At 46.8% G+C, this 13,236-nt stretch carries 11 protein-coding genes, 1 tRNA gene and 1 rRNA gene; 6 read left to right on the top strand and 7 right to left on the bottom strand.

All coding sequences use genetic code 11. The features are described 5' to 3' along the window. Positions 1 to 3: 3 nt before the first annotated feature. Both H6F77_RS27835 and H6F77_RS28845 read right to left on the bottom strand, forming a co-directional pair. The gene (locus tag H6F77_RS27835) at positions 4 to 606 is read right to left on the bottom strand and encodes a transposase (protein WP_514131587.1); all 603 of its coding nucleotides are present in this window, start codon (positions 604 to 606) and stop codon (positions 4 to 6) included. A gap of 138 nt (positions 607 to 744) precedes the next feature. Further along, complete coding sequence (locus tag H6F77_RS28845; protein WP_375335929.1) at positions 745 to 945, bottom strand: transposase; 201 nt, start codon at positions 943 to 945, stop codon at positions 745 to 747. On the opposite strand from H6F77_RS28845, the gene H6F77_RS09610 reads away from it, so the two are divergent. Then, positions 889 to 2,418 (top strand): protein kinase domain-containing protein, encoded by a 1,530-nt coding sequence (locus H6F77_RS09610; protein ID WP_309228824.1) that lies wholly within the window; start codon positions 889 to 891, stop codon positions 2,416 to 2,418. The genes H6F77_RS28845 and H6F77_RS09610 overlap by 57 nt on opposite strands. Before the next feature lie 122 nt (positions 2,419 to 2,540). Here the strand turns inward: H6F77_RS09610 and H6F77_RS09605 are convergent. Together H6F77_RS09605 and H6F77_RS09600 are read right to left on the bottom strand one after the other, a co-directional pair. Beyond that, positions 2,541 to 2,622 (bottom strand) — tRNA-Leu (locus H6F77_RS09605). 200 nt (positions 2,623 to 2,822) lie between these two features. Next, entirely contained in the window at positions 2,823 to 3,605 is a 783-nt protein-coding gene (locus H6F77_RS09600) for an SDR family oxidoreductase (protein ID WP_190487745.1), read from the bottom strand. A 213-nt stretch (positions 3,606 to 3,818) separates the two neighbouring features. Between H6F77_RS09600 and H6F77_RS09595 the strand changes: the two genes are divergently transcribed. Both H6F77_RS09595 and H6F77_RS09590 read left to right on the top strand, forming a co-directional pair. Beyond that, positions 3,819 to 4,379: a Uma2 family endonuclease gene (locus tag H6F77_RS09595; protein WP_190487743.1), complete on the top strand. Its 561-nt coding sequence runs from the start codon at positions 3,819 to 3,821 to the stop codon at positions 4,377 to 4,379. A 568-nt stretch (positions 4,380 to 4,947) separates the two neighbouring features. Continuing rightward, positions 4,948 to 6,540 carry a hypothetical protein gene (locus H6F77_RS09590; protein ID WP_190487741.1) on the top strand — a complete coding sequence of 531 codons (1,593 nt, stop codon included), beginning with the start codon at positions 4,948 to 4,950 and terminating at the stop codon, positions 6,538 to 6,540. A gap of 3 nt (positions 6,541 to 6,543) precedes the next feature. Here H6F77_RS09590 and H6F77_RS09585 read toward each other — a convergent pair whose 3' ends face one another. Beyond that, positions 6,544 to 6,921, bottom strand: coding sequence for a hypothetical protein (locus tag H6F77_RS09585; RefSeq protein ID WP_190487740.1), 378 nt, complete (start codon positions 6,919 to 6,921; stop codon positions 6,544 to 6,546). A gap of 254 nt (positions 6,922 to 7,175) precedes the next feature. After that, positions 7,176 to 8,168, bottom strand: a complete 993-nt coding sequence (locus H6F77_RS09580) for a ribose-phosphate pyrophosphokinase (RefSeq protein WP_309228823.1) — start codon at positions 8,166 to 8,168, stop codon at positions 7,176 to 7,178. Between the two features lie 471 nt (positions 8,169 to 8,639). On the opposite strand from H6F77_RS09580, the gene H6F77_RS09575 reads away from it, so the two are divergent. From H6F77_RS09575 to H6F77_RS09565, 3 genes are all read left to right on the top strand, one after another. Next, positions 8,640 to 10,637 (top strand): serine/threonine-protein kinase, encoded by a 1,998-nt coding sequence (locus H6F77_RS09575; protein WP_190487736.1) that lies wholly within the window; start codon positions 8,640 to 8,642, stop codon positions 10,635 to 10,637. Between the two features lie 122 nt (positions 10,638 to 10,759). Beyond that, on the top strand, positions 10,760 to 11,440 hold the full coding sequence (gene bioD / locus H6F77_RS09570) for a dethiobiotin synthase (RefSeq protein ID WP_190487734.1): 681 nt from the start codon (positions 10,760 to 10,762) through the stop codon (positions 11,438 to 11,440). 106 nt (positions 11,441 to 11,546) lie between these two features. After that, positions 11,547 to 12,758 (top strand): M20 metallopeptidase family protein, encoded by a 1,212-nt coding sequence (locus H6F77_RS09565; RefSeq protein ID WP_190487733.1) that lies wholly within the window; start codon positions 11,547 to 11,549, stop codon positions 12,756 to 12,758. A gap of 364 nt (positions 12,759 to 13,122) precedes the next feature. Here the strand turns inward: H6F77_RS09565 and rrf are convergent. Further along, positions 13,123 to 13,236 (bottom strand): 5S ribosomal RNA (gene rrf / locus H6F77_RS09560); the annotation flags it as partial.

The raw sequence follows: 13,236 nt of genomic DNA, 5'->3' as shown, positions 1-13,236 counted from the left end.
TGTCTAGCTTTCCGATACCTGGTACTGCGACGAGTCAGAGAGCATGGTCGCCGCTCCTGCTGGGTTGTAACAATTAGCTAAGACGAACTTTTCTGCCACCCTGAAGACCTCCGGATCTAATGGCTCCCACTCTGCCCAAGGAAGACAAATTTGACCCGGTGACTTTTTGCTGGGTTTCCCCTTCAGCCTCATTCCTGCCAACAGGCGACTACCCCAATGGTTTTTTACCTCTGGCTTAGTCTGGGGTCGATACTTTTTACAAAACTTGCGATACTTAGCCGCGCATTCATCCAAATCCTTACCAAGTTTCAAAAAGGCAGGATGCCACTGAGTTAAACCATCATCACTCAGTCTGTCGTGTATCCCGTAGTTGCTGAAATCATAAAAAAAGCCGTACTGCATCCCAGCCGCCTTGGGATTAGCATGAATGTATCGCAAGGTATTTAATGCTCTACGCCTATCTGTATTAGCAAAACCCGTGCTGTGGTATCGCTTTTCCCAAAAATGCCCCGTGCGATTCAACATCCGGTTAAAGCACATGGCAGTATACCAGTTCAGCCAGTGCATAATTTTGGGTAAATCCTCTGGTTGTTGAGGTTCAAGCAAATAATAGGCCTCTTGCAAAAGTCGAAATTACCCCCCTTAATCCCCCCTTACTAAGGGGGGAAAAACTTGAAGTCTTGCCCCTCCCCGAACTCGCGGGGAGGGCTGGGGAGGGGTGATTCATGGATTTTTGCAAGAGGTCTAATGAACATGGTTGCTCATAATACACAAAGCATATAGCTTGAACCCATACTTATCCCTGGCTTTCTTGATAGCGTAGATTAACATCTGGCGGCATTCTAAGCGTGTGAGGCGAAATTCACGACTATTGCAGCGAGTAGTGATGTGATAGCAGTATTCGGGTTTGAGTTCGCGGGGTTGTCGAGGCACGATCCTTACCATTATGTTGATGACAGGGAAGAGTTGGCTCTTCAATACTCAGACAGGCAGCTTAAACCTATTGGCAATGCCAAAGGCAATACCCAAAATTTAAACCATCCACCGATGCCAACCCAAGTCACCCTCACCATCACCCAAGGTAATCTCAACGGTCAAGAATTTACCTTCGACTCCCGCACCACCTGCCTCATCGGTCGCGCCAATGAATGCAATCCCCAACTACCGGATGACGAAGCCCATCGTACCATCTCCCGCTATCACTGCCTCCTCGACATCAACCCCCCAGATATCCGCGTGCGCGATTTCGGCAGTAAAAACGGCACCTACGTCAACAGCAAGAAAATCGGACAGCGCCAACCCCACCAAACTCCCTCACAAGGCGCAGAGTCGAAATTCCCAGAGTACGACTTACACGAAGGCGATGTCATCGAGTTAGGTAACACCATCTTCCGAGTCAGCATCCACGTTGAACCGGAAGAATCGCAGACTATAGACGTTTTCAAAGCCAAGCTGCACAAGCCTAACATTGCACCGGAAAAGCCCAACTTTTGGGAAATTATCAAAGGTCTACTTCAAAAAGCCGCAGGCGGTGACCAAAAGCTAACGGCAATTCAGGGTTACAAACTCGTGAGAAAGGTAGGTGAGGGAGGCTTTGGTGAAGTTTACCTCGCCCTCAATCAGCAAAATGGCCAGTCGGTAGCGCTGAAAGTAATGCTACCCAAAATCGCCGCCAATCAACGCGCTATTGATAAATTCCTGCGGGAGATGGACAACACCAAAGCCTTGAACCATCCCCATGTCGTCAAACTGCTGGATTATGGTTACTCGGATGGCACGTTCTTCTTTACCCTAGAGTATTGCAACGGCGGCAGCATAGGGGATTTAATGGAACAACGGGGCGGGCGCTTGTCGATTAAAGAAGCCCTTCCAATTATCCTGCAAACCTTAGATGGTTTGGAATACGCCCACAACGCCGAAATTCCCTCTGTTAGACGCGCTGACGGCACGATTGGCAAAGGGAGGGGTTTGGTACACCGCGACATCAAACCAAACAACATCTTCCTCACCAAAGTTGGTAACTCCTACATTGCCAAAGTCGGCGACTACGGGTTAGCCAAAGCCTTTGACCAAGCGGGTTTAAGCGGTCACACAATGAGTGGCAGCGAAGTAGCAGGCACGTTGCCCTTTATGCCGCGACAGCAGGTGATTGATTTCAAATACGCCAAGCCAGAGGTAGATGTTTGGGCTACAGCCGCGACACTCTACACCATGTTAACGGGTACTTGGCCGCGCGACTTCATGGACAAAGACCCGTTGCTGGTGGTATTGCAAACCGATGCCGTACCCATTCGTCAACGCGATGCCTCAATTCCGCAACGATTGGCGGAAGTTATTGATTTGGCACTGGTGGATAAGCCAGAAATTTACTTTAAAACGGCTCTTGAGTTCAAACGGGCGCTGGAAAGCGTGGTGTAAGTCACTAGGAAGTAATTTCTTGGCAATCTACAGGGTTATAAAAAATTAGAAGCATAAGTTTTCCGTGATGAAAACCTTATGCTTCGAGTTAGATATATATCAAGGCATTTAGCTTTGTCTTATGCGGATGAAAGGACTTGAACCTTCACTTCTTGCGAAACTAGAACCTAAATCTAGCGCGTCTGCCAATTCCGCCACATCCGCATGGATTCCCTAGTATAGCATAGCTAATGCTGATGTCTAGTAGTTGGCAATGCTAATTTGCCTAGATGCCGATGCTTTATGGAAATTTGCCCCGGTTTAGCGTCAGCGTCAGCGTAGCGAAGTGGGCTAGCACGTTAGCGAAGTGCGTTAGCGCGTTAGCGGCTCTTTACAGAGCATCGCCCCCCTCAATCCAAAATCGATTAACCCACCAGCAACGATTGGGCACCATCAATCCAAATCTCCGTCCCGCTGATGTGGCTGGAGTTTTCTGATGCTAAAAATAACACCAACTGCGCCACTTGCTCTGATGTTCCAGATTTGCCATCTGTTAAAGGAATTTCTCCTTCAGGATACTCGACAGGTTCGCGAACCTTATCTAAATCCCGGTGTTCGGTGTTTTGGTCAATATTTGTGTCAATTGCCCCCGGACAAATTACGTTGACGCGGATGCGGTGTTCGGCAAGTTCCAGCGCCACCATTTTGGTAAACGCTACCTGAGCGGCTTTGCTGCAAGCATAGGCTGTTGCGCCAGTGTTGCTGAACATCCGTGTGCCGTTGACGGAAGAAGTGATAATTACGGAACCACCTTGTTTTTTAAGATGGGGTACCGCATATTTGACGGTGAGGAACGTACCTTTAAGATTGACGTTCATGGTTTTGTCCCACTCGTCAGGATCTAGATCTTCCAGGGATGCCCAAACACCATTAATTCCGGCGTTAGCGAAAACTATATCAAGCCGTCCCCATTTATCAATTATTTGGTTTACGGCTTGTTGCATTGGTTCGGTTTGGGAGATATCAGCGATCGCGGCTATGGCTTCTCCACCACTGTCTTGTATCGTAGCAATGGTTTCTTTGATTTCGTCCTCGCTCCGACCTAATGCTGCTACTTTCGCCCCTTCTTTAGCCAGCAGTATAGCAGCAGCCTTCCCAATACCCGAACCCGCACCAGTGATCAGTGCAACTTTACCTGCCAATTGCATCGCCGTATTCTCCTGTGAGTCACTTAGATGGTCGAACAAAGGTTATTGCTTAACATCCCCCTTGTGGAAGACAGGCTTTTTGGTAGCAAGCAGCACTGAGGCTGCAATTCATGTTTTTTTGGGATTAGCTAAGTAACTTCCAGCCTAATAGCACAACGGGATGAAAATTAAGGATAACTAAAATAGAAACTCAGATAACAATAGGAGTTGATGATGACAACTGGACTGCTCAGACGGTTATTTACTGTAAAAGAATACAATCGCATGGTAGAGGCAGGTATTCTCACAGAAGATGACAGGGTGGAATTAATCCGAGGAGAAATTGTTCAAATGTCCCCAATTGGCAGAAGACACGCAGCCCATGTGAGGCGCTTAGATACATTACTATCTGAAAAATTAGGCAGACGCGCTTTAGTCGATACTCAAAATCCCATTGAATTGGATGATGCTTCTCAACCTCAGCCAGATGTGGCGTTGCTGCAACCCCGTGCAGATTTCTACGAGTCTGCTCATCCGCAAGCACATGATATTTTATTAATAATTGAAGTTGCCGATACAACAGTAGAGACGGATAGAGATGTAAAAATTCCCCTCTACGCTGAACAAGGCATTATTGAAGTTTGGCTGGTGGATATCAATGGGCAATGTCTGGAAGTATACAGACAACCTTCAACAGAAGGTTATCAAGAAAGGCAGAAGTTTTATCGCGGTCAAACATTATTTATCCAAGCGTTTCCTGATGTAGAGATTGCGGTTGCGGATGTGCTGGGGTAGCAAATGAATAACAATAGCAGGACTATCGCCTCTGAATAATGTGTGGTGAAAATTTCCTCACATTACAGGAAAGCAAAATTTTGAATGGCAAACAAGTATGATTGATGCTTTCCTTGTTGGTATTGATATCGCAAGCAGATGAATGGTATTCAGCCACTATTTGCATAATGTGGCAATTCAAAGGCGCTGGTGGGAAATACTTAGATAACTAATTACAATTTTGCCAGAAGCTTTTCCGCTCTCGATCGGGAACAGGCAATGCTCTGTAAAGAGCAGCGAACGCGCTAACGCACTTCGCTAACGTGCTAGCGCACTTCGCTACGCTGACGCTGACGCTAAGCCCAGCATATCTAGTAAAAAGAAATTAGATCAACCCTAACCCTAGCAAATAAGCACGCGATAACATAGGAGCGATACTGCTATGTTATCGCGTGCTAACGGCTAACGCTTTGGTTACGCACAACATCCCACAACAGTCAAAAGGATGATAATACATACGGGGAAGTGCTAATCTATGCGGGCTGGCATAGTTACACCCCCATTCCGAGCAACATTCACAGCTCCGTCCATGAATAACACCATTCTGGCACGACGGGTTAAGAACCCCAGAATTACCCTCTATGCCTTTCATAGGCGTCACAGTCTTGCTGAAGGCCCCCAGCAGGTTGTAGAAAATGCTGCGTATCTGTGGGAAAAATTGGCCGCTGTCGGCGAAAAGTACCTCCCGTTTCCAGAATTGCAATCTCTGCGAGACAAACTCAGTTGTTATCAGAACGGTGAATATAATCCCGATGGTGAGAAAAGGCAAAGGGGCGATCGCATTGAGCTAATCCAGCCAACTGGTTGTCTGCTTTTTGAGCCTGTTCCTTTAGAAAATGGCTCCAACCTTAGTGGTTTAATTTATCCTTTCAAGCTACATGATACTTACGCAGCCGAACTGACGCTGCAATACAAAACTACTACCGTCCCAATTGCCGATTTAAGCCGCTTCAATCCTCATGGGTGTCTGCTACCACAGCACATTGGGGCTTCTTTGGGTCAGACGCTATTGTTATTTGCGGAACTGGGGGACGATGCATCAGGCGATCGCAATGTGGCAGATGCCTGCGTGGAAGCGCTGTTACCAGATTCAACCGGGGCTGGGATAGAATGTATTGCCCAAGGCAGGCTCTTTGCTAGCCCTATTTTTGAGTATGATGTTCTCTCTAAAAGTGAAGTTCAGAGTCCAAATGAGCAGTGTCACATCCTAGTGTGGCTAAATCACGGTCAGCCTAAAACATTGGTGATGGCTCAGAAAGCTTACTTCCCGTTGTTGAATTTGTTATGCTGCCGCCATAAAATTCTTTACGCTTATCACGAATCTCGCCAAAGGAATCGCGAAGCTCGTCAGCGTTACTATGAACTAGAGCAGCAGGTGCATAACTTCCAGACGTTACTGGGGGAAACGTCACAGTTATATGGAGTTGGCAAAGAATTGCTGAGTCAAATGCCTGCGAGGGCATTTCAATATGCTTGCGATTTGCGGGACTTGGAAGATGACGGTACTGCGATCGCGAATAACGCCAAGAACTATGAAGCAAGACTTGGGGAAATTCAGGAGCTAAGTCAGGCAGGGGATGACGTGCGCTTCTTGCAAAATTTCCACGACCGCACCTGCAATCAGTTTCAGACCCAAATTCAAGTAGATTTATCTTACCTTGTTCCTGGCCGCAACTTATTTGAGCAGATGATCGCCTCTATCCGAGGCATTGTAGAAATTGAACGCGCTGAGTGCGATCTGCATCGCGATCGCCAGCGTCAACAGGATGAAAAAGCAAGCGAATTTTCTGACACACAACAGAGCGATCGCCCATTATTAGAAGGGGTGCCAAGTAAGAACATTGATGAGCAACAAGAACTTACCCACCAGTTGCACAGCTACCAAAAAGAACTGGAACGCAACCTGGTTCATACCATTGAAGCTGTTGGTGCTGGTCTTGCCGCAGGTCTAATTGTAGCCTCTAGCTTTAGCCAAATAATAGCAACATGGCGATCGCCTTTTTCTAACCCTTCCCCACATCTACCTTTCTTACTGCTATCTCCAATCCTCAGCACTTTTGCTGCTGTGGGAATGTGGTGGAGCCTTAAGCTATGGCAGCAGAGGAACCGAGAAGAGTTGTAGAGGCTAAGATACACGGTCCATAGGTTCGCAAAACTTATTTACGCCCTGCTGAAACACATACATTAGAACGGGTGTTACCAACAGCGCAGGGCAAAGTTTTGTTGCTGCCAAGTGTCCCATCATCCCTGAAAAGTTTCCATTTACCAAATCGTTTCTAAATTCTTCCTGGCAGATAACAGCACGGCATTTTTTGGCTAGACTATCCAACCATACTGAATTGGCTATATCTGGTTGCTGTCCTACTCTAATTGCCAGCACCATCGCCGCATCTTCTAAATCTCCTTCGCAGTCCTCAATCACATCTAAAGATATTAAGGCATCGGGATAATCTGCTAATTGAGAGCGAAACTGTGCAATTTCTGCCGATGTAACTTGGGTCATGGGGTTATTCTGGCAATAAGGCGCCGCTAGTAACTAGGCCGTGCGGGCAATTACAACCATTTTGCCAGAAGCTCGTCGTTTTAAGGATAAAACTGTAAAATTGCGAAGCGGCAGGCGCTTCGCAACTCACAAAAAAGCGGGCAGAGGTTCGCGGGTGCAGGAGTTATGAGTTTTATAGAGAGCCAGATTTTCTCCGTTCCTAGACTTATGAGTATAAATTTTTAACTCAAAACTCATAACTCAAACTGTCCCCTTTAACGGAACATACTACTTACAGAACTATCTTCGTGAACCCGCCAAATCGTTTCCCCCAGCACATTTGCAACAGAAAGCATCGTCAGTTGTTTAAAGCGATCTTGTTCCGCTACTGGGATTGTATTGGTTACAATCACCTCCTCTAACACGCCGCTGGACAAGCGTTCAATTGCTGGTGGCGAGAAAACCGCATGAGTAGCACAGGCGTAAACCTGACGCGCTCCCTCTTTGCGTAATATTTTGGCTGCTTCTGATATGGTGCCTGCGGTATCGATCATGTCGTCTACCAGCACCGCCGTTTTGCCTTTGACATCGCCAATCACATTCATCACTTCCGCGACATTATGGGCTTGGCGACGTTTATCAATAATTGCTAGGGGTGCATCATCCAGTTTTTTGGCAAATGCTCTAGCTCTAGCCACACCTCCCACATCTGGTGAAACTACAACAATGTCGGATAGTTGCTTGCTAGCCAGATAATCCAAGATCACAGGTGAGCCGTAAACATGATCGAATGGAATATCAAAATAGCCCTGGATTTGGGCTGAGTGTAAATCCATTGCTAAAATGCGACTGGCTCCAGCCTTCACGATCAGGTTCGCAACCAACTTGGCAGTAATTGACTCCCGCCCAGCTGTCTTGCGGTCTGCCCTGGCATAGCCATAATAAGGTATCACTGCCGTAATCTGGCGTGCCGAAGCACGACGACAGGCATCAATCATAATCAGCAACTCCATCAAGTTATCGTTCACTGGATGGCACGTTGGCTGAATTAGATATACATCACAACCCCGAATGGATTCCTGGATTTGAATGTACAGCTCACCATCGGCAAACCGTTTGCGGACCATTGGCCCCAAGTCCATACCAAGATATCGAGCTACTTCCTGAGATAGCGGCACGTTGGCAGAACCCGAAAACAGCCGCAGACGGTTATTGTCGGCAATCGGAGACAGCGTATGCTGAAGCGTTAAAGTTGCAGAATGGATCACACCAGACCCTCTAGAGCTACTCGATTGCAATCTTATCATTCCTGCTCATATACGCCACATATACTTGATTTATAAAGTTTGTATGAAGGCTAGGATAAGCTTTTAAGTTAATACAAGAAATTTAATTTTTAAGATAGAATATTCAACTTGTTTTTACCTAGCTTCAGCCATTTGGCGGATGGCCGATCCATTTTTTAATCCCGACCTTAAGCCATTTGGCGGATAAGTCATACCTAGAACAGCTTGAAGGTTAGAAAAATATAGGTTTTTTAACAATTGGCAACTCACCTTTAAATTAGAAGTCTACAAACCTTATTAATGAAAAAATACGGCGTAAGTTAATTTACCTAAGAGGTTGGGGAGGAACAAAAAGACCGAAAGTAGCAGACTTGGAACTGTAGATATAGGAAAAACTAGCTAATAGTGTCTCCTAGACTCTACTCACCTTGATTAGATCAAACGCCTTTGTTTATGCAACCCCTCCTGCCAATCGGAACCATATTGCAAAACCGCTACCGCTTGCTGAGCGTCCTCGGACAGGGAGGGTTTGGGCGGATGTATTTGGCAGAAGACCAGGGGCGTTTTAAGGAATATTGTGCTTTAAAGGAATTGATTTTGCAGACTACACAGGGTTTGGCGCTGGATAAGGCGAGGGAACTGTTCCAACGAGAGGCGGCAATTCTTTACCAAATTCAGCATCCGCAGATTCCTCAGTTCCGAGCTACCTTTGAGCAATATCTGCGCCTGTTCTTGGTGCAAGAGTACGTGCAAGGCAAGACATATCGTACTCTGCTCGATGAGCGTCAAAGTCAGGGAAATGTTTTTTCGCAAGCAGAAGTGTTGGAATTTTTGCGGCAGTTGTTGCCTGTGTTAGCGTATGTCCACAGCAAGGGGATAGTTCACCGAGATATTGCACCAGACAACATCATTTTGCGCGATCGCGATCGCCTCCCCGTTTTAATCGATTTTGGTGTTGTCAAGGAACTGGCTAGCCGCATTCAATTGCCAGATCCAATGAAACCAGTGACAACAGCGGGCAAACTGGGGTATGCCCCCAGCGAACAACTCCAAAGCGGACGAGCCTATCCTAGCAGCGACCTCTATGCTTTAGCGGTGACAGTTATAGTGCTGCTTACTGGCAAAGAGCCTCAAGAATTATTTGACGACATCCAGCTTAGTTGGCAATGGCAGGGTTGGGTTAATGTTAGCGATGGGTTTGCTGGTGTTTTAAATCGGATGTTGAGTTATAAACCTAGCGATCGCTTCCAATCAGCTGGAGAAATACTGCAAGCTCTCAATAGGGAGCAAGAGAGCGGGCAAAAGGCGCTGGGGGCAATGAATTCTCCCTATCCGATTCCTAACCCCCCTTCCCCGCTCTCCAATTCCTCGCCCTCATCACAGGTCCAAACTATTGCTGTGGTAGGCAAACAGACGCCACTCAAGCCAAATCTCGCTGATACCAATAGACCAGATCCAGTAATTCCTCAACCGACTAACCGCTCTATCGGGGAAAACCCTGCGTTTATCGTCGCTCTGGGTACGTGCGTCGCTGTAGTAGCTGGGTTTGGCTCCTGGGCGGCAGTTAGAGCGTTTATTACCAGCCAGGAAGCTCAAATATCTCCAACACCAATTTTTGTTGCGACACCAACTCCCACACCCCTCCCCTCAGAAACACCAACGCCTTTACCGACACCAACACCAACGCCTTTACCGACACTAACACCTAGCGCCTCCCCTGAAACTTACAGTCAGCGCCTAGACTTACGATTGGGAACAACTATTTCTAAACAGGGTAATCTTAAAGAAAACGCAACGGTTAATTACATTATTACCGGAGAACAGAATCAACAGCTTACAGCCACCCTAAACGGTCAAGGCGTTTTGATGACTGTATTGGGGCCAGATAAAAACCCAGTGGGTGACAAGGCGAACCGCGTCTTGGACTGGAAAGGCACGCTTCCCTTTACTGGCGAGTACACCATTGAGTTGAGGCCCATTAGGGGACTGCCTGAAAGCAACTACAAGTTGGCTATTAGTTTGGAAAAATTTGTCACTCCGACGCCAGCCCCAATTGAAACTCCTACGACTCCGCCAACTGACACTTCTACACCGTTGCCAACTGAAACTCCTACCCCAACGCCGAGTATAAGTCCCGCCGTCCCAGAATTTGACATCGCACAGCTCGAATTGCCGCCTAGTGGTGAGCCAGTGCAAGTTTCGGGTATAACAAGTCCGCAGAAGATTAAGCGTTATTTGGTTAACCTCAGTGAGGAGGATCAGGTACTTGCAGTTGAAGTTCTACAGAGCGCGGTAACTTTAAATATTCGTTATCCTAATGGACAGCTGGTGGAAGATGCTTCGGGAGTTGTGTCTTGGAATAAGCCGCTGCCCACTGCTGGCCTATATCAAATTGATGTTATTGCGACTGAGGAGACGAACTTTACTCTAGATGTGAGCGTTCGCAACTAAGAAGAAGATTGTTCCCAGGCAGTAGCGGTTAAGGGCGAGATACGAAAAGCAAAAGTTGCTTTAATGTTTCATAATAAATAGTCCATACTTATGGCTGAGTTTTAACCCTTAGCCCCTATTAAATGAACGCGCTACTAATTGCGGGAACTGATACGGATGCTGGAAAAACAGTTTTGACAACTGCTTTGGCTGCATATTGGCAGATCTATAGTCCATCCCGCAGCTTGGGGATTATGAAACCGATTCAGGCGGGAGCAGGCGATCGCGAGTTATATGCTAGGCTGTTTTCACTTAATCAATCTCCTGATGAACTTAACCCACTATATTTTGAGGCTCCCCTAGCTCCTCCCATAGCTGCTGAACGAGAAGGAGTTAGTGTTGACTTGGGACGAGTATGGCAGGCATTTAACAAGTTGCGGGCATCGAGGGATTGGGTTTTGGTGGAAGCAGCCGGGGGATTAGGTTCGCCTGTGACTTATGAAATGACGGTCGCGGATTTGGCTAGGGATTGGCGATTCCCAACTGTATTGGTGGTGCCAGTTAGATTGGGAGCGATCGCCCAAGCAGTGGCTAATGTTGCCCTAGCTCGGCAGTCGGGCGTCCGCCTTAAAGGAATTGTACTTAATTGCGTTCAGTCTCGTTGCGATCAAGAAATTGGCGATTTGGCTCCAGCCGATTTAATCCAATCTTTAACAAATACATCAGTATTAGGTGTTATGCCGCATCTAGCTGACCCAACCGATTTAGATAAACTAGCTAAAGTTGCATCAGATTTAGATATAGAACAATTGATGCCGCTTTAACTGTAGATTTTGGTTACTTGTTATTAACCAAAATCTACACTAATGCATGGAAATGCACCAATCAGTTTAGCTAAAAGCTAATCGCTAATATATAGTCGCTAAATAAATGTTTGCCACTTCTTTAAACCCCCTTCCTGTTGACTTATCTCGCATTCGGCCGACAATTCAAGCATTACAGCCAGCTCTTGTGGAGCTGCGTAGGCGGCTGCATCAGCGACCTGAATTAGGCTTTCGAGAGCATTTGACCTCTGAACTGGTTGCCCAAAATTTGCACGAATGGGGAATCGAGCATGAAACAGGTATAGCAAAAACTGGAATTGTTGCCACAATTAGAGGCAGCAAGCCTGGGCCTGTATTGGCAATTCGGGCTGATATGGATGCTCTGCCAATTCAGGAAGAAAACGATGTGCCTTATCGGTCGCAGCACGATGGTGTAATGCATGCTTGCGGTCACGACGGACATACAGCGATCGCACTTTTTACCGCCTACTATCTAGCTAACCATCCAGAAGACTTCGCAGGAACTGTGAAGATTATCTTCCAACCAGCTGAGGAGGGGCCAGGAGGTGCCAAGCCTATGATTGAAGCTGGGGTGTTAAAAAATCCTGATGTAGATGCAATTATTGGTCTGCACCTGTGGAATAACCTACCCCTTGGCACAGTTGGCGTCCGCAGTGGCGCTTTGATGGCAGCTTCAGAGGGTTTTCGCTGTACCATTCAGGGCAAAGGTGGGCACGGGGCTATTCCCCAACAAACTGTTGATTCAATTTTAGTCAGCGCTCATGTTGTCAATGCCTTGCAGACTATTGTGGCTCGTAATGTTTCTCCTCTAGAGTCAGCCGTAGTTACAGTTGGGGAACTTCATGCTGGTAAGGCGTTGAATGTAATTGCCGATACAGCGAAAATGAGCGGCACTGTTAGATATTTCAACCCCGAGCTGGGAGAAATCATCCCTCGCCGACTTGAGCAGATAATCTCTGGTGTTTGCCAAAGTCACGGTGCAAGCTATGAGTTAGACTACTGGCGACTTTATCCAGCTGTGATTAATGATGCTGGCATAGCTGAACTGGTGCGTTCTGTAGCGTCAAATTTTGTGGAAACCCCTGCGGGTGTAGTTCCAGAATGTCAAACAATGGGTGGTGAAGATATGTCATTTTTTCTTCAGGCTGTACCTGGTTGTTATTTCTTTCTAGGATCTGCGAATCCAATCAAAGATTTAGCTTATCCACACCATCATCCCCGGTTTGATTTTGATGAAACTGCGCTAGGTATAGGCATAGAGATTTTTGTTAGATGCGTCGAAAATTTCTGTCGTTAAGGTCTATAGCCCTCTTGCTCCTCTAGCAGAGTACAATCGAAAATCAAGCTCAAAAGCAGCTTTTTGAATAGGACTAGAAAAGAAACTTAGTAAAGCAATAAGCCGGGGAAATCCTAAAAATAGTTGAGGAATTGTGAAACACTTTAAGCTGTTGTGCATTTAAATTGTGATAACGCTCTTCCATCACTCTGGTATAAATAGTAGGGGAAAATGTCCACGCCCTACGCCCTTTGCTGGAGTAGGGTTGAGAAAAGATAACCTGCATCGACAATTAAATTGGTGTACGATTACTTACTGCCAAGGGTAGAGAACGCTATTTCCATAGCAAAAAGCCCCCTAGAGGAGGCTTTTTGGATTATATGTAACCTGGCACGGAGCTATTTTCCCGTAGGGTCGCCCCCAAAGTATCTTTGCCGCTGCGGCGTTTCACCTCCGAGTTCGGGATGGAGTCGGTGTGGAGCCACCGCGCTAAACGCAC

Origin of the sequence: Microcoleus sp. FACHB-831, from assembly GCF_014695585.1 — a bacterium.
In the GTDB taxonomy this organism is placed as follows: domain Bacteria; phylum Cyanobacteriota; class Cyanobacteriia; order Cyanobacteriales; family FACHB-T130; genus FACHB-831.
The sequence above is the reverse complement of the archived record's forward strand: the minus strand, read 5'-3'. Positions and strand labels throughout refer to the sequence as shown.